The sequence below is a fragment of the Cryobacterium lyxosi genome, assembly GCF_004403345.1.
Classification (GTDB): Bacteria; Actinomycetota; Actinomycetes; order Actinomycetales; family Microbacteriaceae; genus Cryobacterium; species Cryobacterium lyxosi.
In genome coordinates this window covers 194,877-217,530 of the sequence record NZ_SOGT01000002.1, presented here as the reverse complement: position 1 = coordinate 217,530, position 22,654 = coordinate 194,877, and the positions used below count along the sequence as shown (strand labels likewise).

At 58.9% G+C, this 22,654-nt stretch carries 16 protein-coding genes, 2 tRNA genes and 1 pseudogene; 17 read left to right on the top strand and 2 right to left on the bottom strand.

All coding sequences use genetic code 11. The features are described from left to right. The first annotated feature begins 34 nt into the window (after positions 1–34). The 5 genes from gyrB to E3T27_RS01930 all read left to right on the top strand — a co-directional run bounded on the left by gyrB (position 35) and on the right by E3T27_RS01930 (position 5,577). Positions 35–2,065, top strand: coding sequence for a DNA topoisomerase (ATP-hydrolyzing) subunit B (gyrB, locus tag E3T27_RS01950; RefSeq protein WP_104197279.1), 2,031 nt, complete (start codon positions 35–37; stop codon positions 2,063–2,065). Positions 2,066–2,105: 40 nt separating this feature from the next. After that, a complete protein-coding gene (gyrA, locus tag E3T27_RS01945; protein ID WP_134571536.1) occupies positions 2,106–4,706 on the top strand; it encodes a DNA gyrase subunit A in 2,601 nt (866 codons plus the stop codon). Further along, complete coding sequence (locus E3T27_RS01940; RefSeq protein WP_104197278.1) at positions 4,699–5,103, top strand: DUF3566 domain-containing protein; 405 nt, start codon at positions 4,699–4,701, stop codon at positions 5,101–5,103. The genes gyrA and E3T27_RS01940 overlap by 8 nt, the downstream gene beginning before the upstream one ends. 137 nt (positions 5,104–5,240) lie before the next feature. Further along, positions 5,241–5,314, top strand: a tRNA-Ile gene (locus tag E3T27_RS01935). 190 nt (positions 5,315–5,504) lie between these two features. Further along, positions 5,505–5,577, top strand: a tRNA-Ala gene (locus tag E3T27_RS01930). A 359-nt stretch (positions 5,578–5,936) separates the two neighbouring features. Here the strand turns inward: E3T27_RS01930 and E3T27_RS17260 are convergent. Beyond that, positions 5,937–6,332 carry a hypothetical protein gene (locus tag E3T27_RS17260; RefSeq protein WP_241992072.1) on the bottom strand — a complete coding sequence of 132 codons (396 nt, stop codon included), beginning with the start codon at positions 6,330–6,332 and terminating at the stop codon, positions 5,937–5,939. Positions 6,333–7,210: 878 nt separating this feature from the next. Between E3T27_RS17260 and E3T27_RS16805 the strand changes: the two genes are divergently transcribed. The 11 genes and pseudogenes from E3T27_RS16805 (at position 7,211) to E3T27_RS01875 (ending at position 21,034) form a co-directional block, all read left to right on the top strand. Next, entirely contained in the window at positions 7,211–7,414 is a 204-nt protein-coding gene (locus E3T27_RS16805) for a hypothetical protein (RefSeq protein ID WP_134571399.1), read from the top strand. Positions 7,415–7,839: 425 nt separating this feature from the next. After that, positions 7,840–8,077 (top strand): annotated as a pseudogene (locus E3T27_RS17255) (transposase); the annotation flags it as partial. A gap of 1,127 nt (positions 8,078–9,204) precedes the next feature. Continuing rightward, entirely contained in the window at positions 9,205–10,728 is a 1,524-nt protein-coding gene (locus E3T27_RS01905; protein WP_134571398.1) for a type I restriction-modification system subunit M, read from the top strand. Between the two features lie 160 nt (positions 10,729–10,888). Then, positions 10,889–11,857, top strand: coding sequence for a restriction endonuclease subunit S (locus E3T27_RS01900; protein ID WP_166786063.1), 969 nt, complete (start codon positions 10,889–10,891; stop codon positions 11,855–11,857). Next, entirely contained in the window at positions 11,857–14,865 is a 3,009-nt protein-coding gene (locus E3T27_RS01895) for a type I restriction endonuclease subunit R (protein WP_134571396.1), read from the top strand. The genes E3T27_RS01900 and E3T27_RS01895 overlap by 1 nt, the downstream gene beginning before the upstream one ends. Before the next feature lie 407 nt (positions 14,866–15,272). Beyond that, positions 15,273–15,812, top strand: a complete 540-nt coding sequence (locus E3T27_RS01890; RefSeq protein WP_134571395.1) for a hypothetical protein — start codon at positions 15,273–15,275, stop codon at positions 15,810–15,812. Between the two features lie 163 nt (positions 15,813–15,975). Beyond that, on the top strand, positions 15,976–16,104 hold the full coding sequence (locus tag E3T27_RS17130; protein ID WP_277612382.1) for a hypothetical protein: 129 nt from the start codon (positions 15,976–15,978) through the stop codon (positions 16,102–16,104). A 208-nt stretch (positions 16,105–16,312) separates the two neighbouring features. Then, positions 16,313–16,459, top strand: a complete 147-nt coding sequence (locus E3T27_RS16800) for a hypothetical protein (protein ID WP_206750146.1) — start codon at positions 16,313–16,315, stop codon at positions 16,457–16,459. A 174-nt stretch (positions 16,460–16,633) separates the two neighbouring features. Continuing rightward, positions 16,634–17,116 carry a hypothetical protein gene (locus tag E3T27_RS01885; RefSeq protein ID WP_134571394.1) on the top strand — a complete coding sequence of 161 codons (483 nt, stop codon included), beginning with the start codon at positions 16,634–16,636 and terminating at the stop codon, positions 17,114–17,116. 1,200 nt (positions 17,117–18,316) lie between these two features. Next, positions 18,317–19,513 carry a Fic family protein gene (locus E3T27_RS01880; protein WP_134571393.1) on the top strand — a complete coding sequence of 399 codons (1,197 nt, stop codon included), beginning with the start codon at positions 18,317–18,319 and terminating at the stop codon, positions 19,511–19,513. 342 nt (positions 19,514–19,855) lie between these two features. Next, entirely contained in the window at positions 19,856–21,034 is a 1,179-nt protein-coding gene (locus E3T27_RS01875; RefSeq protein ID WP_134571392.1) for a protein kinase family protein, read from the top strand. A 155-nt stretch (positions 21,035–21,189) separates the two neighbouring features. Here the strand turns inward: E3T27_RS01875 and E3T27_RS01870 are convergent, their stop codons facing one another. Further along, entirely contained in the window at positions 21,190–21,624 is a 435-nt protein-coding gene (locus E3T27_RS01870; protein WP_134550636.1) for a GNAT family N-acetyltransferase, read from the bottom strand. Between the two features lie 158 nt (positions 21,625–21,782). Between E3T27_RS01870 and E3T27_RS01865 the strand changes: the two genes are divergently transcribed. Then, positions 21,783–22,388, top strand: coding sequence for a GNAT family N-acetyltransferase (locus tag E3T27_RS01865; RefSeq protein ID WP_134571391.1), 606 nt, complete (start codon positions 21,783–21,785; stop codon positions 22,386–22,388). Positions 22,389–22,654: the final 266 nt, after the last annotated feature.

Genomic DNA, 22,654 nt, shown 5'->3' with positions numbered 1-22,654 from the left:
GTCGCCCGTGCGATGGTCAGGAGCCTAATTTCAGATGACAGTTGAACCGACGCCCGAACGCCCGTCCCCAGATATATCCCCAGTCATTTCCCAGCAACAGGGGGAGCGGGAAGCGGAACATGAATACGGTGCCGATGATATCCAGGTGCTTGAAGGCCTGGAGGCCGTTCGTAAGCGACCCGGAATGTACATCGGGTCCACTGGGCCACGCGGGCTACACCATCTCGTGTATGAGATCGTCGACAACTCAGTCGATGAGGCTCTTGCGGGCCACTGTGACACCATCGACATTCGAATCCTGGCCGATGGCGCGATCCGCGTCGAGGACAACGGCCGCGGCATTCCAGTCGACATCCATAAGGCAGAGGGACGCTCGACCGTCGAGGTAGTACTCACCGTGCTCCACGCTGGCGGTAAGTTCGGCGGCGGTGGCTATTCCGTCTCCGGTGGTCTGCACGGCGTGGGAAGTTCTGTCGTCAATGCCCTGTCAAGCCGTCTCGAGGTCGAGGTTCGCCGCCAGGGATATATCTGGCGTCAGAGCTTCGCTAACGGTGTTCCGAACGCTCCCCTCGAACAGGGCGAAGCCAACGACGAAACCGGAACGACCATCACGTTCTGGCCGAGTGCTGAAACTTTCGAGACCATCGAGTTCGACTACGAAACTCTGCGCGCGCGCTTTCAGCAGATGGGCTTTCTCAATAAAGGCCTGCGCCTCACCCTCACCGACGAGCGTGAAGACCACCAGACCGATGATGGCAAAGCCGTGAGCAACACCTTCAAGTACGACCAGGGGCTCGTCGATTACGTCGAATACCTCAATCGCGCCAAGAAGGCCGACCTCGTCAACGATGAGATCATCTCGTTCGAGTGGGAAGACCATGAACGCAAGATGGCCCTTGAAGTGGCCATGCAGTGGACCACCGCCTACACCGAGAGCGTGCACACCTACGCGAACACGATCAACACGCATGAGGGCGGAACGCACGAAGAAGGTTTCCGCGCCGCACTGACCACGCTGGTGAACAAGTATGCCCGTGAGAAAGGCATCCTGAAAGAGAAAGATGACAACCTCACCGGCGATGATGTTCGCGAGGGTTTGACAGCGGTCGTATCGATCAAGCTCGCCGAACCACAGTTCGAAGGCCAGACCAAGACCAAGCTCGGCAATACCGAGGCGAAATCGTTCGTGCAGAAGGTCGCCAACGATCAGCTCACCGACTGGTTCAACCGCAATCCGAACCCGGCCCGCGAAATCATCCGCAAGTCCCTGCAGGCATCAAACGCTCGAATGGCAGCCCGAAAGGCCCGCGAAACCGCGCGCCGCAAAGGATTGCTCGAGGGTGGGGGTATGCCAGGCAAGCTCAAGGACTGCCAGAGTAAGGACCCGTCGCTCTCCGAAATTTTCATTGTGGAGGGAGACTCGGCCGGCGGCTCGGCCGTGCAGGGACGTAACCCCGAATTCCAGGCCATCCTGCCCCTTCGCGGCAAGATCCTCAACGTAGAGAAGGCGCGCCTCGACCGTGCCCTCGGTAACAATGAGGTTCAAGCGATGATCACGGCCTTCGGCGCCGGCATGGGGGAAGAATTCAACCCCGACAAGGTTCGGTACCACAAAATTGTTTTGATGGCCGACGCCGACGTCGACGGCCAGCACATCACCACCCTGCTTCTCACCCTGCTGTTTCGCTACATGCGCCCGCTGATCGACCTTGGCTATGTGTACCTCGCTCAACCGCCGCTGTACCGTCTCAAGTGGAGCAACTCTGCGCACCAGTACGTGTACTCCGACGTGGAGCGCGATGCGCTCCTGGCCGACGGAGCAGCGTCCGGCAAGCGCATCCCGAAAGACAACGGCATCCAGCGCTACAAGGGCCTCGGCGAGATGGACTACAAGGAACTGTGGGAGACCACCATGGCCCCCGAATCCCGCACCCTGCTGCAGGTCACCCTGGACGACGCGGCATCTGCCGACGAGATCTTCTCCACCCTGATGGGTGAAGACGTCGAATCACGACGTAACTTCATTCAGAAAAACGCGAAGGACGTGCGTTTCCTTGACATCTGACGACACCACGGGCAACCCCGACTCAACCAACCCGGACGCGATGGCTGCAACCGCGGCCGCTGCGGCAGCCCACCTCGTGCAGCACGGCAAGATCGACCAGGTCGACCTTCAGCTGGAAATGCAGCGTTCCTACCTCGACTATGCGATGAGTGTCATCGTTGGGCGCGCGCTGCCCGACGTGCGCGACGGTATGAAGCCTGTGCACCGACGTGTGATTTACGCCATGTTCGACGGCGGCTACCGGCCGGACAAAGCATTCTCCAAGTGCGCCCGCGTCGTCGGAGACGTCATGGGGCAATTCCATCCGCACGGTGACTCGTCGATTTATGACGCGCTCGTGCGTCTCGTTCAGCCGTGGAGCCTGCGGTATCCGCTCGCCCTCGGCCAGGGCAACTTCGGTTCCCCCGGCAACGATGGTGCTGCAGCCCCGCGGTATACCGAGACCAAAATGGCCCCGCTGGCCATGGAAATGGTTCGGGACATCGACGAGGACACCGTCGATTTTCAGGACAACTACGACGGCCGTACCCTCGAACCGACCGTGCTGCCTGCCCGCTTTCCGAACTTGTTGGTCAACGGCTCGGTTGGAATCGCAGTCGGTATGGCCACCAACATTCCACCGCACAACCTGCGTGAGGTTGCCGCCGGTGCTCAGTGGTATCTCGAGAATCCCGGCGCTACGCGCGATGAGCTGCTTGAAGCGCTGATTGCCCGCATCAAGGGACCTGACTTTCCCACCGGCGCCCAGATTCTGGGTGTCAAGGGTATTCAGGACGCCTATCGCACCGGGCGTGGCTCGATCACCATGCGGGCGGTCGTGAGTATCGAAGAGTTGCAGGGCCGCACCTGCCTCGTCATCACCGAACTGCCCTACCAAGTGAACCCCGACAACCTCGCGATCAAGATCGCTGACCTGGTCAAGGACGCCAAAGTCACCGGCATTGCGGACATCCGCGATGAGACCAGTGGTCGCACCGGCCAGCGCCTTGTCATCGTGCTCAAGCGCGATGCCGTCGCCAAGGTCGTGCTGAACAACCTCTACAAGCACACGCAGTTGCAGGAGAACTTCGGCGCGAATATGCTCGCCATCGTCGACGGCGTACCGCGTACGCTCGCCCTCGATGGTTTCATCTCGGCCTGGGTCGCTCACCAGGTCGAGGTAATCGTTCGGCGCACCCAGTTTCGGCTGAACAAAGCCGAGGCTGATGCGCACATTCTGCGCGGCTACCTCAAGGCGCTGGACGCCCTCGATGAGGTGATCGCGCTCATCCGTCGATCGAACACGGTCGACGACGCCCGCGAAGGCCTCATGGCCCTGCTCGACGTCGACAAGTTGCAGGCCGACGCGATTCTCACCATGCAGCTGCGTCGCCTCGCCGCCCTCGAGCGCCAGAAGATCATCGACCAGGCTGCCGAACTCGAACTGCAGATCGCAGAATTCAAGTCGATTCTGGCCAGCCCCGAGCGTCAGCGAACGATCATCAGTGAAGAACTCGCCGAGATCACCGCAAAGTTCGGCGACGACCGTCGCACCGAGATCATGTTCGGTTTCGACGGCGATATGTCGGTCGAAGACCTCATCCCCGAAGAGGAGATGGTCGTTACCGTCACGCGCGGCGGCTACATCAAGCGCACCCGCAGCGACAACTACCGCAACCAGCACCGCGGCGGCAAGGGAGTCAAGGGCGCCCAGTTGCGCGCGGACGACGTGGTCGAACACTTCTTCGTCACCACTACGCACCACTGGTTGTTGTTCTTCACCAACACCGGTCGGGTTTACCGGGCCAAGGCCTATGAAGCCCAGGAATCCGGCCGCGACGCTAAAGGCCAGCACGTGGCCAATCTGCTCGCGCTGCAGCCCGGGGAGGAAATCGCGCAGATCCTCGATATTCGCGACTACGAGGTGGCCCAGTATCTGACCCTCGCTACCCGCGACGGCTTGATCAAGAAGACTGCGCTCAGTGAGTACGACACGAATCGCACCGGCGGCATCATCGCGATCAAGCTGCGGGAAGGCGACGAGCTCGTGTCCGCCCTGCTGGTTGAAGATGACTCCGACCTGCTGCTCGTCTCTCGTAAGGGCATGTCGATTCGTTTCACCGCGACCGACGACGCATTGCGCCCGATGGGTCGCAGCACGTCCGGCGTGATCGGAATGCACTTTCGCGGTGAGGACAACCTGCTGGACGCATCCGTTATCAACGACGATGGCTATGTCTTCGTGGTGACAGAGGGTGGTTACGCCAAACGCACCGCCGCTGACCAATACCGCCTGCAAAATCGTGGAGGCCTCGGGATCAAGGTGGCAAAGCTCAACGACGATCGTGGTGACCTGGTCGGTTCGTTGATTGTGAACCCCGAGGATGAGGTCCTTGTGGTTCTTGCCAGTGGCAAGGTGGTACGCTCTGACGTCGCTGAGGTTCCGGCCAAGGGTCGGGACACGATGGGTGTTGTATTCGCGAAGTTCGCGGATGACGACCGAATCATCTCCATCGCGAAAAACATCGAACGTAATCTGGTCGCCACCGACGAAGAAGGCGTTACGGATGCCGATGCACCAGCTGGTGCCATCGGCACCACTGCTGCGGAGGACGCTGTTCCAAACGCGGATTCAGGGAAAGTAGAGACACCGAATGAGTAGCGTTGCCGAAAAACTCGCCAAAAAGTCCACTCGCAAGACCGCGAGCAAGCAGGTTCGCCTCAAACTGGTCTACGTCGACTTCTGGTCGAGCGTAAAACTATCATTCCTGGTGGCGATCTGCCTTGCCATCGTCACGATCGTGGCGACCTTCCTCACCTACACCGTTCTGGTGCAGACCGAGGTGTTGACCACGGTCGACGAGCTGTACGCAACCGTCGCGGGAGAATCGGCCGATCTGGCCGCCATCCTCTCGATCGGCAATGTCATGGGCTTCGCCGTCGTCGTGGGCGTGCTGAACATTGTCGTGATCACCGCCCTCGGTGCCATCTACGCCGTTCTATACAACTTGAGTGTCAAAATCACTGGCGGCCTCCTCGTTGGCTTCACCAATAACTAATCACTTTTTGCGCGATTGAGGGCTGTTTTCACCCTAAAACAGCCCTCGTAAGCCGAATTCACGTCGTTTCTCCTTCGGGAGGATGGCTCGATTTCAGGTTCCGGCCAGATTCCGGTAGTCTTCAATCTGCTCAAGAGGGGGATATAGCTCAGTTGGTTAGAGCGCTTCACTGATAATGAAGAGGTCCCAGGTTCAAATCCCGGTATCCCCACGCAGTACCAGATTCACTCCGAATTCAGCGCTTGCGCTTGATGTTCGGCCTGAGAAATCGGGGCCATAGCTCAATTGGTAGAGCGCCTGCTTTGCAAGCAGGAGGTCCGGGGTTCGATTCTTATCTTCAGGCACGGGTGGGAATCACATATAAATACAGCGATAAGCTGTCATAGAATTTTCCATGACATGGGGCCATAGCTCAATTGGTAGAGCGCCTGCTTTGCAAGCAGGAGGTCCGGGGTTCGATTCCCCGTGGCTCCACAAATCCCTGATCAGACGCCATTTATGGTAATAATGAGGCTATGTTTCATAGCCTTGGCACGAGGTTTCTGCATTCTCGCGCAACTGAATGTCTCCCGCCCGAGTTGGTCCGCGGAATTCCTCTTTTCCAGGTTTCTGTAGCGGTGTTCACTGAGTTTCGGGTCCCTGGACTCTCACTGGATACTGCGTCGGAACTGGACTGTTGATCTGTGCTGCCGGCGGCCCGTGTAATGCAACAGCGTCCGCCGTGCTGACCATGTAGAAGATGCCCGAGCCCGTAGATCAATCCAGCACAGTCCCGTAGGGCGAACGATTACCGGTAGTTCCGTCCTCCACGTCAGGGCTCGAGGCGTGCCTTATTAGCCAAACACGTCCCGCATCCGTGACCGCCATTCGTAATACGCCGTCCTATCGATGCCTATCTCTGCAAGAGCTGCCGCTTTCGCGTGCCCTCGTGCAACTAGGCTGTCGACCTCGATGACTTGCTTGAACCTGCGGGCTTGGTTCTCGCTCCGGCTGTTCTCATAGGCGTTCTTGCTCGTCATGCGGCGAAGTTGATTGCGTGGGGATTGATAGGTCGCGCCAAATTTAATTCTTAGGTTCGGACCCGCCTCGGCGGCCCCCCAGCCACCGGCAAGCAGCGCATGTTCCGGTTCGATTTCTCTCAGGGCATCTGTCAGTTGCTTGATCCGGTGCAGCAAGGCGTTGCGTGTCGATCGTTCCATGTTGTTGATCAGAGCCGTTGTCGGAACCAAGTGTTCCGGGTTGACGCAGGTCGTGATCCCACATACGTGGTGGACGTGGGGATATTCGGCTATCGCGCCGACGCACCCAGCATTCGCCCAAGCGACCACCCTGTGCGTCAGCCGGTTGGTGCGAGCCCGTCCGGTGTAGGGATAGCCATCCGTCCGCTTTGCTCCCTGCCAAATCCAACAGACACCGGCAGGGGACGAGATGATCGTGCATCGGTGTCGGATTGTGCTAATTACCAATTTGCTGTCGCGTGCTTGAATCGCGCGTTCCAGCGGGCCCAGGCGTGTGGATGCGGACATTTGAGTCCCGGCCTTAGGTTGCGCTTGGTCGGGCTGCGGCCTGACCGCTGCCGGTCTCGGGGGCAGCGCCGCGTTCGAGGGGTGGGCTCTGCGGGTCCAATCGAAGTAAAGCGAGAAGAGTAAGAGCAAGGAGCACGTTGGTCCTCCTCCGGGAAAGGGTGAGCAGTGAACCTAGCGAACGAGAGCCACCTACGCTTCGTGCCGCAACCGTGCTGCAGGGCCCCAGACCTGGGCTTCATTCCGAAGGAATCGGCAACTAAGCGCGGCCGAGGTGAGACCGATCAGGGTTCGCTAGTGCTGATTAGAATAACCGCAAGCGTGGGAATTGCCAATGGCGATTCTGTGCATCCGGGGCGCTGCACAGGCGTTGTTGCCTCGTGGGCCGAGGACCGCGGCAGCTGATCGCGCTTACGCGACGGGACATGACAAAAGCCTTACCCGGCGCGATCGAGCCATCGCTCAGCGGAAGCCGGGATCCTCCGAGGTGCAGGTATATAACACCGCATGTTCCAGGTCCCGATTGTGAGGATCTGACAAGTATCGTGCTTTACAAGACTGCCGATCGGCGTGATGCTTGAGAAATGGACGAGTCAAGAGTTCGTACGCTCGGGACACTCATCGCCATTGCCCGGACTCGCGTCGCCGCGGACCGAAAGATCGGCGTGGAAACGCCAGCAGGGATATCGGCCTTAGCTCGCGTCACCAGCGATTGGCACGCCACGTCACACGAGCCCCACGGAACCTTGCTCGCCGAGCAGAATCGGGGCGAGGAAGCCGGAGCCTGAGCCCCCGTCCCACAAAACCAGGGCAGACGGGCGAAACCTAAGTCTCTTCTGGAATGACGCGGCCCGCCTAGGCCTGCCCATGAAGCCGCCTTGTGATCGGGTGGTACACGGCTGATACGGCTTGGAGCACTCTAATACCGAGACGCCCGGTCATGTCAGAAAGTTCCGGCGCCTGCTCTTACGCGAACATCTGCGAGAACTGCTCCAACGTCGCGACTGGCCTCGACTTCACTGACGTTCTCACCGGAGCAACTGGCCGACATTCAAGCGGTCAAAGCAGATGCCATACAACGCGGCTGGGACGGTGAAATAGCCAGAGACGCCACAACTGCGGCTGCTCTCACCAGTCACGTCCGCGAGTTCGACTGTGACATCGAAAATGCTGATCTCCTTGAACCAACGGCGAGGGCAGGTTAGTTGAATGATTGAACAAAGGGGTCAAGAGGCGGACCGATGTGGTTGTCGTGTTCCCCAACCCCCTCCCCTGCTTCGCCTCACAGGAGCCGTGCTCGTCGAGCAACACGACGAGAGGGAGGCTGGCGTTCGCCGCAACCTCTCCGAGGCCTCCATGCGGCACGTGGAGGCTTTCAATACGGCCCTCACCAGCCCTGACGCGAGCGCTCTGACAGAGTGATTCCTATTCCCGAGCTGGTTGCTGCATGATCAAATCAGCTGACCCGCGCAGTGACGATGAACTACACCACCCGGCGGGACGCGACCCACGCGGCTGAACTCAGGCCTCACCAGTGCTTGTCTGGACGTGGGCCTACGTGCAAGTCTGAGTGCCTGGTTTTTGATTGGGAGCGACCACCTCGTTGTGGCCGCCGTTGCCGGCACGTCAAGTCGGGTCCTGGGTCCACCTGACGCCGCCGCTGTCTTTGATAACCGCTCGATCAGGTCCGCACTTCTATAATTGTGTATTACTATAACCACATGCTCTTGACGCACTGCCCACCTAGCGGCGTATTTCGCGCAGAGAAAGAACTGTCGTCGTCTACGCTCAAAGAATGTCCAGACCAGCTCGCCCTCATCCGAGGGACCTCATGGAAGATTGGCCGCATGTGGTGTCTTTAGACCCCATAGGCGAGGTCGCGCGCCTTTTTGCAGAGAATCTTCGAGAAGCAATTGGTGATCGGAGCATTCGGGCCGCCGCCAACGACGCTGGAGTCGACCACTCGACGATAATGGCCGTCTTGCAGGGGCGGACATGGCCAGACCTGGCGACCATCGCTCGCCTGGAGTTGGGCTTTGGGGTTGACCTATGGCCAGGCAGAATCGCAATCCAGGAACGGCTATCGAGGCAGCCTTAATTTGCCCGGTAGCCACCTGACTCGCCCCGTGAGATCGCTCGTCCCGGGACCTGGACCATGAAATCGGCGATCATCTGATCCGCTCGCTCGCCTGCCTCGTCTAAAAGCTGACTGAAATGATTCGACGTGGACGATTCGACGCTCGGAACGCCCTCGTCAGGAGTCGGGGTTGTAGTCATCACCGAAGCCCTTTCTTCCTCGCGTGGGGTCAACTACCACTCCCATTGGGACGCACGCTTCCTGTACGGCAGCAATCATCTCATCCCTCGAGGCGGTCATTCTTTCGCTTTCACCGAGACCTGTCTTCCATGCAGACCTTGCTAATTCCTGCTTGTCGCTCAGTCGGGTCACGAGACGCGCACCCGCGATACCATGACACTGGGGGGCACAGGTCGAGTCGGTTGGCCACTTTGCTGCATCTGAAAGTCCCAGATGCCAAGCGAAGCACTGCTCCCGAACGAACCTCAGGAAGAAAACAGAATGGCACTTGCCTCAGCCGAATCTCATCACCTGACCCAAAGCCAGCTGGAAAGCACGCTGTGGGCGGCTGCTAATGCCTTGCGTGGCCCCGTCGATCCGGGTGATTTCAAGTCCTACGTGTTTCCGGTCATGTTCTTCAAGTGGATCTCCGACACCTGGGACCACAACCATGTTCAGGCGGTCGCCGACTTCGGGGATGACCTCACCGACGAGATCGAAGCTACGTACCAACCCTTCGCCCTGCCCACGGAGTGCCATTGGGCTGATGTCTTTGGGAACACCGTCAACATCGGTTCGAAACTCGGCAAGACGTTGCTCCGCATTCAGGAGGCGAACCCCGGAAAGCTCGACGGGGTGTTCGGCGACGTGAACTGGGCGAACAAGGAACGTCTCCCTGAATCAGCTCTCGCTGATCTGCTCGACGCCTTCGACAAGCTGACCTTGGACCCGGCTCACATCAACGGGGACATGCTGGGCGCAGCCTACGAGTACCTACTCCGGGAATTCGCAGAGGCCAGCGGCAAGAAAGCCGGCGAGTTCTTCACACCACGTCACGTCGTCCACCTACTCGTGCGCATTCTCAACCCACAGCCAGGTGACTCCGTATGCGACCCGGCCTGTGGCTCCGCAGGGATGCTCGTCGAAACGGTGAACGCGGTCAACGCAAACGGCGGCGACGCCCGCACCCTCAGCCTCTACGGCCAAGAGGTCAACCTGACGACCGCAGCGATGGCCAAGATGAACCTTTACCTCCACGGGCTCGAAGACTTCCAGGTTGTCCGCGGTGACACGTTCCGCGAACCTAAGCTCCTCAACAAAGACGGAAGTCTCCGTACCTATTCGGTGATCGCGGCCAATCCGCCTTTCAGCCTCCAGAACTGGGGTGCCGATTCCTGGGCCCACGATCCATACTCTCGTGCGTTCGGGGGTGAGGTCCCACCGGTGAAGAACGGAGATTACGCCTGGATTCAGCAGATCGTCTCCACAATGGCTGAGGACGACGGTCGCGCTGGCATCGTCATGCCCCACGGCGTATTGTTTCGTGGTGGTAAGGAAGGCGTGATCCGCGAGCAGCTTGTTCGTTCTGACATGCTCGAGGCGATCATCAGCCTGCCGAACAATTTGTTCTACTCGACGTCGATTCCTGTCTGCCTGTTGATCTTCAGAAAGAAGAAGCCGGCAGAACGCCGGAACCATGTTCTGTTCGTCGACGCCACGAAGCGATTCGCAGCAGGAAAGAACCAGAACACGATGTCCGACGAGGACATTGACGTCATCCACGCGGCATATCGGGATGGGACGGAGATCGATGGCGATGGTGGCCTGAGCCTGCGCCTTATTGGTTTGGCTGAGATCGAGGAAAACGGGTTTGACCTCAACATCGGCCGGTATATCAAAGGCGAAGCGGCGGCCGAGGCAAATGTCGGGGAAGCGTTGATCCTCATGCGAGAGGCGCAGGAGCGGCTTGCCACTGCGCAGGACGTGCTCGACGAGAAGCTGAAAGCAGCTGGACTTGATGTCTAAACCTTGGGCTGAAGTTCGTCTCGGCCAAGTAGCGCGTCGAAGGAGCGAACAGGTACCTCTCGTCCTCGGCAAAATCTACAGACTGATGGGTGTTCGCTGGAAGAACCTTGGTCCGTATGAGCGAGACGTTGGCACGACTGAGACCGTCAAAGCCAAGTCAATGTACCGCATGCGCCAAGGGGACTTCGTATTCAACAGGATTGATACTGATAAGGGTGCATTCGGTGTCGTGGATTCCAAGATGAGCGGAGCCGTCGCCAGCAACGAGTTCCCCGCCTATGTGTGTGACCAGAGTCAACTTCTGAGCGAATACCTCTGGCTGCACTTCCAACAGGAGACAGTGCTCGGTGCGCTCAGGGCCGCCGGTTCTGAGGGGCGCGCGCGATGGAAGGAAGCTGACTTCGAGAGGCACACGATTTTGCTTCCGTCTCTCGCAGAGCAGCGACGTATCGTTGACCTCATCGGTGCACTTGATGAGACGATTGAGGCCGCGTCAATAGCCCAGGAAGAGTCAGATCGGGCGTTCAGGGAATCGCGTGCACAACTCTGCCAGCCCCGTCAGGGTTCACGGTCTCTGCCGGAAGTTTCCGAAAATCTCGATAATTCGCGCATACCGATTTCGAAAACCGTGCGCTCCACAAGGCCCGGTCAAATTCCCTACTATGGCGCCTCCGGACGGACTGGATGGATCAACGAAGCGCTCTTCGATGAACCTCTTGTCTGTCTTGGTGAGGACGGCGCGGGGCTTTTGCACTGGAAGACCAGACCAATTGCCTATCGAATTGATGGGGCATCTTGGGTGAACAACCACGCACATGTTCTTCGCGCAACTTCCGTGTCGACTGACTGGCTCGCCCTCACGCTGATGCACTACGACATCAGCCTTTTGGTCAACAAAGGCACCCGTCCCAAGCTAAACAAGGGAATGCTCGACCAAATCCGCGTTCGGGTAGATGACCGCGTCCCGCAGGATGAGGAACTTCTGCTCGCTCAGAAGGACGTAGCAGGAGAATGCGCAGCTGTTGAATCAGCCCTACGTATCCTGCGCACCAACCTTCTCACCGCATTGCTCAGCGGCGAGCATGAAATTCCGTCATCGTACGATGAGCACTTGGGGGTAGTTGCATAATGAGTTTTTCTGAGTCGTCGACGGTGCAGGCCGCAATTATCGACCGGTTGGTTGCGAATCACTGGAGGTACGTTCCCGGTACGCAATTAGACCGCTCGCACGACTCAGTTTTGATCGAAGACGAACTTGTCGCCGCGATTCAGCGTCTGAACCCGCTCCTCGCCGATGACCCTGATCGGGTCGACATGGTTGTGTCGAGCCTGCGTCTCGTCCTCGTCAACTCGGGTGATACCGGGATGATGGGGGCGAATGAGGAGTTCACGGCCTGGCTTCGTGGTCGTCGGACGATCACACTGAACGACACGAACCATGACGAACCCGTGCACCTTATCGACTTCGAGACCCCGTCGAACAACAGCTTCATTGTCTCGGACGAAGTCACGTACGGCGTTCCTGGAAGCAAAGCACGGTTCGACGTCGTGTTGTGGGTCAACGGCATCCCGCTCGTCGTCGGTGAGACGAAAACGCCTGTCGATCACAAGAAGAGCTGGTTGCATGGAGCCAAGGATATTCGGGACCGGTATGAGGTCGAACGGCCGCATTTCTTCGTCCCTAACCTGCTTTCGTTCGCCACGGAAGGGCGTGAATTTCGGTACGCCGCTATTCGCACGCCGCTCGATTACTGGGAGCAGTGGGGCGATACGAAGACCGACGCGAATCTCAGCGGGTGGCCTCGAGTAAAGCTGGCTATCGACGAGTTGCTTGACCAGAAGACGCTCCTGTCGGTCCTCGCCGATTACACCGTGTTTGAACGTGGCGAACGAAACGGCCTGCCGTCGGTCACCAAGATCGTGCCCCGTTACTTCCAGCATGAAACCGTCGAGGCGATCGTTGACAGAGCCGTCGCCGGCACGCCGCGCAGAGGACTGATTTATCACACGCAGGGTTCAGGGAAGACGTTGGCGATGTCATGGGCGGCAGCGCGGCTCATCCATGAACCACGGTTGAAGAACCCGACGATCATCGCGATTGCCGACCGGGCCCAGCTTGTGCGTCAGACCTACAACCAGTTCTTGGCTGCGGGCACGCCGCGACTCAACGAAGTGTCCAGCTCCTCAGAACTCCGCTCTCTGCTGAAAGCGAATCAGCGCGGTGTGATCTTCACAACGATCCACAAGTTCAAAGACGCAGGCCACCTCAGTGACCGCGACAACATCATCGTCCTCGTCGATGAAGCGCACCGTACCCAAGAGGGCTCCCTCGGTCAGCAGATGCGCACGGCACTGCCGAACGCTTTTCTCTTCGGGTTCACGGGCACGCCGATCGCTGACCTTGACCGGAACACGTTCAAGATGTTCGGCGACGAAAACGACCCGGATTACGCACTGAACACGTACAACTCGAACCGTTCGATTGCTGACGGCACCACCGTTCCGATGCGGGTCTCGTCGCGGATGGTTGACTTCCACATCAACCAGGAAGCCCTCGACGCTGCCGCTGATGAACTCGCCAAAGCCGAGAACCTGAGCGAAGAGGAACAGGAGAAGATCGCGGCGAAAATCTCGAACGTCGCCACGCTCCTAGCCAACCCGGAACGGATCCGGAAGGTGTGCGAGGACATCCTCGACCACTTCTACCCGACCATCGACCCGCTCGGGATGAAAGCCCAGATCGTCGTGTACAACCGCGAAATGTGCGTCGCGTACTACGAGCAGTTGACAGCGATCTTGGCTGAACGTGGGATCGAGGACGAAGCCACCGTTGTGATGAGCGCCGCGGGCAAGGACGACCCAGCCTCCTGGAACCAGCACCAGCTGACGGAGCAGCAGGAGGAAGCGGCGTTGAACCGTTTCCGCGCTTTCGGCGATCCGCTGAAATTCCTGATCGTCACATCGAAACTCGGCACCGGATTCAACGCTCCTATCGAGGGAGCGCTCTACCTCGACAAGCCGATGAAACTGCACACGCTCTTTCAGGTGATCACGCGGACGAACCGACCATGGTCAAACCCTGTTACCGGTCAGAAGAAGGCTTTCGGTCTGATCGTCGACTACATCGGACTTGGCAACGGGTTTGCACGGGCGATGACCCCAAACAACCCGGACGCGAAGCAGCGTGAGCTCGATCTTGAAGGGTTGATCGAAGCCTTCGGTGAGGAACTCGACGCTCTCCTCGACCGGTTCGCGGGCATTGACCGCACTGACGTGGGCATGGACTCGTTCCAATCCGCGTTGGAACGAGTGCCGCTAGGTGAGTCACGCGACAGGTTCGGTCTCCAGTTCATGCTCGCGCAGAGCATCTGGGAGACGATCGCCCCGGTCCCAGAGCTGGAACCACGGCGAAGCGACTACCGGTGGGTCGCGAAAATCTACGAAGCTGTCACACCAAACGACAACTCCGCACTCCTGTGGGACCGCGTCGGCGCCAAAACACGAGAACTCGTGTACCTGAACATCACCGGGATCAACGTCCGGAACCCAAGGCTCACGGTTCAGATCGCTGACTCCACGACGGTGCAGTCACTCATCGATGCGGGGTTGATCGACCCGGACGACAAAGAAACTGTGGTGAAGCCCGCCTCCGAGGTAATCGATGGGATCGCAGCGCGCTTGAAACGGCGCCTCGCAGGTGCCAACGGAAATCACACCGTCTACAAAGGGCTCGCGGAACGCCTAGAACGGCTGCGCGCGTCAGAACTAGCACGGGCCAAAGACTCCATCGAATACCTGCGTGAACTGTTCACACTGGCCAAAGACGTGAAAGACGCTGAACACGCTGAGGATGAGGATGGCGTCGACGGCCTAGACCTGCTGCCAAACCCGAACATCGGTGCCCTCACTCAAATCTTCGAGGAGTTCAAACCGGAGAACGTGCCGGTGCTCATCGGCGATGTCGTCACAGAGATTGACCGGATTGTCATTGAGGTGTCGTACCCCGGTTGGGAGATTAAAGACGACGGCAAACGAGAGGTGCGGAAGAGCCTGCTCAAGGTGTTCAAGAAGTTCCGGCTGCCATTACATGGCGAACCGTTCGAGAGCGCGTATCAGTACGTTGAAACGCACTATTGATGGTGGAGGGCATCGCGGACCGGGAGGATGCGGCTTGGTTCGCCGATACCCACCGAAGTGTTCCAAATCCGTCGAACGTGGCCGGATGATGTGACTCTTAGCGCAGTCGAACCGGCGCCGACGTAAGCCGACAGGATCAGTGTCTGAGGCTCGTGAGAACATCTACTCATGATTGAACCTGACCCCATAGTGTCTCGCGACTTGGGCCCGCATTTCTGTGAGACGAAGCCGCCCCGAGCGGGCCTTCGTGCCCGCATCGGCGTGGTACCGCATCTGTTTGCGGTGTGCGACGTAGCTCGTATCGACGTAGGGGTCGCGCGCCTGAGTGCACCGAGGTTTGTGCTCCGCAGCGCGTTCAATACCCGCAGGCTGGGCAACCTCAACCTCACCGTAGATTGCAAGTTCCGGTGAAAAAAACCACCCGCCTTTACTTGGATGTCGACGGCACCGTCAGCCCCATCGGAACAAGCCCTCCGCAGGGCAGTGGGTGGGCTGAGTGGGGAAGCGGCCGTGCCTTTGGATTCCACGTGATCTGGGCACCAGGGCTCATCGCTGAGCTGAACTTGATCACGGCTCGCGACGATGTGCAGCCGGTGTGGCTTACCTCGTGGGAGGACTACGCGGCATCCGATCTCGCCCCAGTGACAGGGTTGCATGCAGGCGACTGGCCTGTCCTTCCACTTCGAGAACGGAACATGGACAGCGGGTCGATGAAGCTCCACGCACTGGTTGAGGACGTTGAGAGTCAGAATCGAGCGGGCAACCACATTGATCGAATCGTTTGGCTCGACGATATGTGCGATGAGGAGGACGAGTGGGAACAAGACGATGAGCCGCGGCCTGAACTTACGGTACGTCTTGGCATTCCCGTCCTCCGATTGAGGCCCCTCACGAATATTGGTCTGACGCCCGATCACATGGCCCAGGTGCGTGCTTTTCTTGGTTGATCTCAATAGTTCACGAACGAAAGCACGATAACTTATGTGTCCAGTCGTCGTCTCGAGCAGGGCACGTCGGTCTGGTGCGATACTTGAGCCGCCAGGAGATCGAACGTGGCTAGCCCGAGACTCAATTGAATAAGTCCGTGAGCTGTCCACCCTGGCCAAAGACGTGAAGGATGCTGAACACGCTGAGGATGAAGACGGCGTCGACGGCCTGGACCGGCTGTCGAACCCTCACATCGGTGACGTCGACACCGAAATTGACCGGATTGTCATCGAGGTGTCGTACCCCGGGTAGAAGATCAAAGACGACGGCAAGCACGAGGTGCGAAAAGCTTGCTGAAAGTCTTCAGGAGATTCAGGCTGACATTGACTGGGGAGCCGTTCGAGAGTGCATATCGCTATATTGAGACGCCTCACTGAGGGTTGAACTGACCTTGAGTATTCTGTTCTGACGGAACGGACCTCGGACGTCTCACTGGGTTGACTGATGGAGGACGTTGTTAATGAACAACGACTTAGAATTCCCGGATAGTGAGCTCCCTAACGACGATCCCGATATCGTTCTGGGGATGCAGAAGCTGCTCTTGCTACGTGAGCACGAGGAAGAGATCCCTGACCTTCTGCAGCGGACAAAGCGGCGACCCGACTGAGGCCGTCGAATCTCCGGGCAGGCTTCGTGTTGCCTTGGTGACGCGGGGCCAAGTCATCTTGGACACCCTCAGCCCGGGCACCTCGATGTGTTGCTCCGAGAGCAGAATGTGACAAGGGGCAGAGATGGTCTTTGGCTCATTGTCCTGTTCGCTGAGGCGGTGCAGGATTAGGGCATGACGGGTCACGGCGGCACAGGGCAAAACGAGGACGAGACGCTGCTTCCGGTGGTTCCCGTGGCCGGGATGGACTCAACAGAGGTATCGTCCGCTCTCCTTTACAGCAGGCAAGCCACTGCAGCGGCCTGGAACCGTTTAGAGGGTGAGTTTGGCCTGCTCGACAGCAATGCAGTCAAAGCGCTCCTGAGGGCTACCAGCGCTGTCTCCTTGGTGGAGATGGATCGCGAGCTCCTCGGCGTGACGCGTGGTGGGACCACCGTTTACCCTGGGTTCCAGTTCGCGTCAGGAACTATTCTCATCGTGATCAAGCAGCTCCTCGCGCTGGCCCGAGAAAACGAGTGGTCGAACGAGGATCTGTCACTGTGGCTCATGGGGCCTAATACGTCCTTCGAGGCTGAAGGCCGGCCGGTTGATCATCTTGTTGGCGAACCGGAAGCCGTGCTGGCTTCGGCGCGAGACGAGTTTGAGGCCCTCTGGTGAAAGGTCGATGAGCTCGGATCTCGGGGAGAGCCGAGGTCAATGCCGCTCCGATGATCACGTCCCGCCGGGGGTCTAGTCCTTCGTCACCGTGCTTCTCACGCTGAGGATGCGGGAGTTCGCCTTCATTATGCGGTCGACGGGGCCAGCAGAAAGATGCTTACCTGCCCTCTGCGATTGTGACGTCCGCTGGTCGTGCACGCAGACCGCATGTATTCATGCCTGTATTCCAGCGGCTCGCGCCGGCTCCCCGCCGGATTGTCGTTTCGATGCGCCTGTGTCAGGAATGCCCTATCTGGCTTTGAGCGGGTCTCTGAGCCGCTGTGGCGGCTGTCTTTCCTCCGCAGCGTGGTGCGAACGACGCTTACGCCTGCTGAGTGGTCAAACCGATGTTCGGGTCCTCGCCTCTCGCCGACCGTAGACCCGAGACGCGTATTAGTATAACCGCAGAGAAAATCTTACCGAGTGGAACAGGCGGCCAAAATGTGGACTTTGAACGGCGAGACAGCGGGCCGGTACTTTGTGTCCACCGAGTCCGGATCGGTGTACTTGGTTGACCTCGACCGGTTGATGATGAGCAGGCTGCCTGCGATGGATATGAGTGCGGACAGGTCCCTGCGCCGCGATGGCCAGTCCGTCGACCTCATTTCTCTTGTTGAATGCTCAATTGGCCGGCCTATGAACTTGATCATCGATCTGCACGTGTCTGGGGTGATGCGCACAACCCGTCGATCCACGGACGTGACGGCGATTGAACCGTTTTCGGACACTGCGGGCCCGACCGCTGGGGACTCGTGATGCCTAGCGAAGCAAACAAGGACCGCGCCGGGATGCACTCGAGGGGTGAGGCGAAGAGGATCACTGTTCGCCGCCCGAGACTCGACAGGGACGGCCTTTTCCTCTTTGGTCGACGCTACGACGCCCACGCATTGACGCTGACTGGCGCCGAGCTGGATGGCCTCGCTCGTGGGCGGTGGATCGCCGTTGACATCGTCAACGAATACATTCTCTACGTACGCCTTGAAGGTACGACCCGAGGGGAATTCTGAGGATTGGAGCAAGATTCGTTTCTTCTCACGAGGCTGAGTGATGCAGCGCTGGCTATTGGGCGTGGTTGCCTAGCCCGGCCGGCCTATGCGATAAGTCAGAATAATGAGGAGACATGCCCATGCCTATGCAGATAAGCATTGGTATGCTCACCCCATGACCACCGTAGGGTTGAAGTCGCCTTGGCCGGCGGTCGGCTACGAAGCACTGCCATGGCACAGCGTCCAAGATGAATTCGGCCCACGCCCACAGAGCCGGCGGGCTTTGGGGCCGTACTCAGCCTCGGTGCCCGCTTTCATCGCGGATCTCGACATCTCGTTGAATGGTGACCTAAACGCGCTCACGGAAGATGTTGCGAGCGAGATGGCGCGCTTTGATGCGGAAGTCGGTCATCTTCCTGCACCATTTGCGTTGGTCCTGCTGCGTGCTGAGAGCGCTGCAAGCGCAGAAATTGAGAACCTCCGCAGCGGCGCACGGGAGATCGCTATGGCTGAACTCGGCGGTCGGGCATCGGACGATGCGCAGCTCATCGCTGCAAACATCCGAGCAATGCACGAAGCTCAGGCACAGTCCGAGTCCATCGGCGGCCACGCCATCCTAGAAATACATCGCGCTCTACTCGAGCGCAGTAGCCCACAGATCGCTGGTCGCTGGCGGCAGGAGCAAGTTTGGATCGGGGGAGGGAGCCGAGGGCCCCACCTCGCCCGTTTCGTGCCCCCGCATCATGATCGTGTGCCCGCGCTGATGCACGACCTTGTTGGGTTCGCCAATCGCACCGATCTTCCTCTGCTCGCACAAACAGCCGTCGTGCACGCTCAGTTTGAAACCATCCACCCGTTCCCTGACGGGAACGGAAGGGTTGGTCGCGCCGTCATCCAATCGATGTGGCGGGGTGGAAGACTCACGCGAAACGCTCCTGTTCCGATCTCGGCCGGTCTCCTTCACGACACTGGCCATTATTTCGATGCGCTGAGTGAGTACCGGGCAGGGAATATCGCCCCGATAATTGCCTGCGTCGCGCATGGAGCATTTGCCTCGATGAACCTTTGTCACGCCCTCCTGAAAGATCTGCAAGCCGTGCAGCTCGAATGGCAAGGGCGCATCACCGCAAGGCACGGCTCAGCAGTACACCGGCTCTTGGACATTCTTCTTCGCCAGCCCGTGGTCGGCGCTGCGGCGGCCGCGGGCGAGCTTGGCGTGTCAACCGTCAATGCCCAGATCGCCATCGATCGGCTTGTTGACGCCGGCATCCTGACTCAGATCACGGAAGGGCGACGCAACCGGATCTGGGTGGCTGGAGACGTCGCGGTAGCCCTCGACGACTTTGCTGTTGAAGCACGACTGCACCAATAGAGGAACAGCTCTACGGACGTATGTCGGCCTTCTGGACTCAACCCAGAAAAGCTCTCAGATCAGCGGCAGCCTTTTCGGTGGCCGTTAGGATAAATCGCAATGCACCGGTAATGCTGCTGCTCGCAACGACCAGAAGCCAGACGAGATCCATGCTGCTAATCCAACGGCTCAGCGCTCAGCGAACGCTCGGCGGAACGGCTATATCAAACAGGCTGCTAGCCGCGTGCTTCCAGCCTGCTTCTGGTCGGGTATATCGGCTCTTCATCCATTGGATGTCAGATCGCTAGGGCGGCCCTGCACATTGTCGCTTCGTGAGATTACGCCTCACCGTAGTATCAAGTCATGGTGACACCGGATGAGGTTATTGCTAGATACGCAAGTGAATTCGATACCGCGTCTCCAGAGTACGAGAGCCTCTATGAGGGCTATCCGAGCCAACTTGGAGGAGTCTTCGCCACGCTGCAGGAACAACTTAACGAGCATTTCAAGTTTATGAACTCGAAGATGCGGATGGGTCGTCACTTCAACGCAGAGGACAGCCGGCAGCTCCTCCAGCTCATCAAATCCATCAACGAGATGCGTCGCGACCTCAAGCGCGCGCGCGTTCAAATGGCCCTTCGCGAGGACTACGCCAAGTTGCTCGATACGTGTCGTGCGTTTCTTCTCTCGTCGGGTGGTAGCCCGATACCTGATGACATGTCCGAGATCGATACTGAGCGATTCGAGCCGATCTTTGGTACGACCGAGTGGGCGCCCAAGTCAGCTGTCGCCCCAGCCCCTCAGCAGCTTGTACTCGTGGGGGAGGGTTCCTTTGGGTTCGTGCACCGCTACGTCGATGACACCTATGGGATAAGGGTCGCTGTCAAGAGTGCAAAACCCGGCATCGCAGACCGTGACCTGGTGCGGTTCCGCAAGGAGTTCGAAGTGATGAAAGAACTTGACTTCCCGTACATCGTCCGCGCTTATGCTTATGACGCCACCCGTGAGAGCTTCACGATGGAGTTCTGTGACGAAACACTCGGCAACTACATACAGCGAGTCAATCAGACCCTCTCTTGGAGTTCGCGGAAGCGAATCGCTCTCCAGTTTCTTTACGGACTGAACTACTTGCACACCAAGAGCATCCTCCATCGCGACATCAGCCGAAACAACGTGCTGGTGCAGCACTTCGATCGCGGCGCTGTTCTCGTCAAGCTCTCGGACTTCGGTCTCCATAAACATCCCGACTCTGAATTCACGGCCGTCACGACCGAGCTAAAGGGATCGATAATCGACCCGGCGCTCGATTCCTTCAAGGACTTTGCGGTCACCAACGATATCTATGCAGCTGGTGTCCTTGTCTCTTACATTTTCTCCGGACGGATTGCGCTTGGGAGTGCCGTTGGCGCGGTCAGTGGCGTAGTGCAGCGATCAACTGACAGCAACGTCGCAGCGCGATATGAAACCGTGGCAGAGCTCATTCGAGCCGTTGAAGTACTAGAGCCTGAACTACGAATCCCATCGGGAGAGTCACCTGCCTAAATCGGTCAAGATCCAAGGAGTGCCGGCGTGGGCGGGCCGATGATTGTCGCCCGCAAATCTGACGACCAGAGCGACACATCTGGGGCCAAACTACCCGGCGGTCGGGTGGACCGATGCTGTGTCGCAGGGGAACCTTCTACGGGATTGCCCTCAGTTCAGGTTTCTGGTGTCGCTGCAGTCCTTGCCATCCATTTTTCGGGCTGAGCGAGGGGCTCGAAACCGAACTTCTCGTAGAGACCGTGGGCGTCCCCGGTGGAAAGTACGACACGCTTCAGATGCAGATCGTCGAGTAGCGCGCAGACGTTCTCCATGAGTGCGACCCCCACGCCGTGTCCGCGGACCTTTGGGTCCACGAAGACGTCGCAGAGCCACGCGAATGTTACCGAGTCGGTCACGACTCGGGCATAAGCTACCTGCCGTCCGCTGGCTGAGTCGAACATGCCGAAATTGGTGGATGCGTCGATTGCGGCATCCTGAAGGGCACGGGGTCGCCCCGTCGCCCAGTATGCCTCGCGGCTCAACCACGCGTGGATCTGCTCGCGGTCCATATCGCCAGCACGTGCAGAGAACCGGTAAGAAGCATTCGTCATGACTCCACTGAATCGGAACTGAAGACGGGACGCAAGCCGAGTGACCGTCGCTCCACGGATGATCGAGACTTAGGAGAGAACCTCCTCCGGGTTCAGTCCCTGGTGCGGCGCATACCGCCCGAAGCGCACGAGGTTTCCGGGTGCCATAGTGTCGGAGCATGCAGCTCACAGAATCGCCCACGCTCGCAGGATCGCTCGTAACCCTTGAGCCCCTGTCATTCGATCACGTAGCCGAGCTCCGTGAAGCTGCGAACGAAGCAGAACTCTGGCGTGCTTGGTACACATCAATACCGCACCCCGAGGCGATGACCACGGAGGTTGAACGCCGACTCAGCCTCCACGAGCAGGGAAAAATGCTGCCATGGGCCACTCGGCTCGCGTCAACGGGGCGGATCGTCGGCATGACGACCTTTATGAACCCGAGCGCCGATGCGCAGCGATTAGAAATCGGCTCCACTTGGCTGGCGAGAAGCGCTGAAGGTACGGGCGCGAACCGAGAGGCCAAGCTCCTCCAACTGACGTACGCCTTCGACGTTTTGGACTGCATTGCCGTCGAGTTTCGTACTCACTGGCACAACCGCCAATCACGAAAGGCAATAGCTGCTTTGGGCGCAAAGGAAGATGGAGTGCTGCGCAGCCACTCAGTTGGACCGGACGGCGCTCTCCGCGACACCGTCATATTTTCCATCACTGCAAGTGAATGGCCAGCCGTGCGCCTGGGCCTTCGGCATTCCTTGACCACGAGGGAATTCTCCCTCCAATAATTGCGTCGCATCGTCGGCTGGGCCGCCTGATTTCACAACGGCCTCACTCCGTAAGGCGAACGGTCAACGGGACGGTGCCGCAGCGGAGCCTCTCTGCGACTCGTGGGATCACAAAAGAGTATCGATGGGGGTGCTCGGGCTCGAGTAATGATTGGCTGTAGGCATGATTCACCGCCGGAGAACCGTTGTCGCCACAATGTGGCTAGGCACACTCGCCTGCTTGGGCATCTCCGTCTTCCTAGCGCCGATTGTCAGCGGAGGCTGGT

Excerpts from the sequence above, each read along its gene's own strand:
- gyrA (WP_134571536.1), top strand. The coding sequence starts at position 2,106 with ATGGCTGCAACCGCGGCCGCTGCGGCAGCCCACCTCGTGCAGCACGGC.
- E3T27_RS01885 (WP_134571394.1), top strand. The coding sequence starts at position 16,634 with ATGACGGGTCACGGCGGCACAGGGCAAAACGAGGACGAGACGCTGCTT.
- E3T27_RS01875 (WP_134571392.1), top strand. The coding sequence starts at position 19,856 with ATGGTGACACCGGATGAGGTTATTGCTAGATACGCAAGTGAATTCGAT.
- E3T27_RS16800 (WP_206750146.1), top strand. The coding sequence starts at position 16,313 with ATGAACAACGACTTAGAATTCCCGGATAGTGAGCTCCCTAACGACGAT.
- E3T27_RS01900 (WP_166786063.1), top strand. The coding sequence starts at position 10,889 with ATGTACCGCATGCGCCAAGGGGACTTCGTATTCAACAGGATTGATACT.
- E3T27_RS01865 (WP_134571391.1), top strand. The coding sequence starts at position 21,783 with ATGCAGCTCACAGAATCGCCCACGCTCGCAGGATCGCTCGTAACCCTT.
- E3T27_RS01940 (WP_104197278.1), top strand. The coding sequence starts at position 4,699 with ATGAGTAGCGTTGCCGAAAAACTCGCCAAAAAGTCCACTCGCAAGACC.
- E3T27_RS01880 (WP_134571393.1), top strand. The coding sequence starts at position 18,317 with ATGACCACCGTAGGGTTGAAGTCGCCTTGGCCGGCGGTCGGCTACGAA.
- E3T27_RS01870 (WP_134550636.1), bottom strand. The coding sequence starts at position 21,624 with ATGACGAATGCTTCTTACCGGTTCTCTGCACGTGCTGGCGATATGGAC.
- gyrB (WP_104197279.1), top strand. The coding sequence starts at position 35 with ATGACAGTTGAACCGACGCCCGAACGCCCGTCCCCAGATATATCCCCA.
- E3T27_RS01905 (WP_134571398.1), top strand. The coding sequence starts at position 9,205 with ATGGCACTTGCCTCAGCCGAATCTCATCACCTGACCCAAAGCCAGCTG.
- E3T27_RS16805 (WP_134571399.1), top strand. The coding sequence starts at position 7,211 with ATGGACGAGTCAAGAGTTCGTACGCTCGGGACACTCATCGCCATTGCC.
- E3T27_RS01895 (WP_134571396.1), top strand. The coding sequence starts at position 11,857 with ATGAGTTTTTCTGAGTCGTCGACGGTGCAGGCCGCAATTATCGACCGG.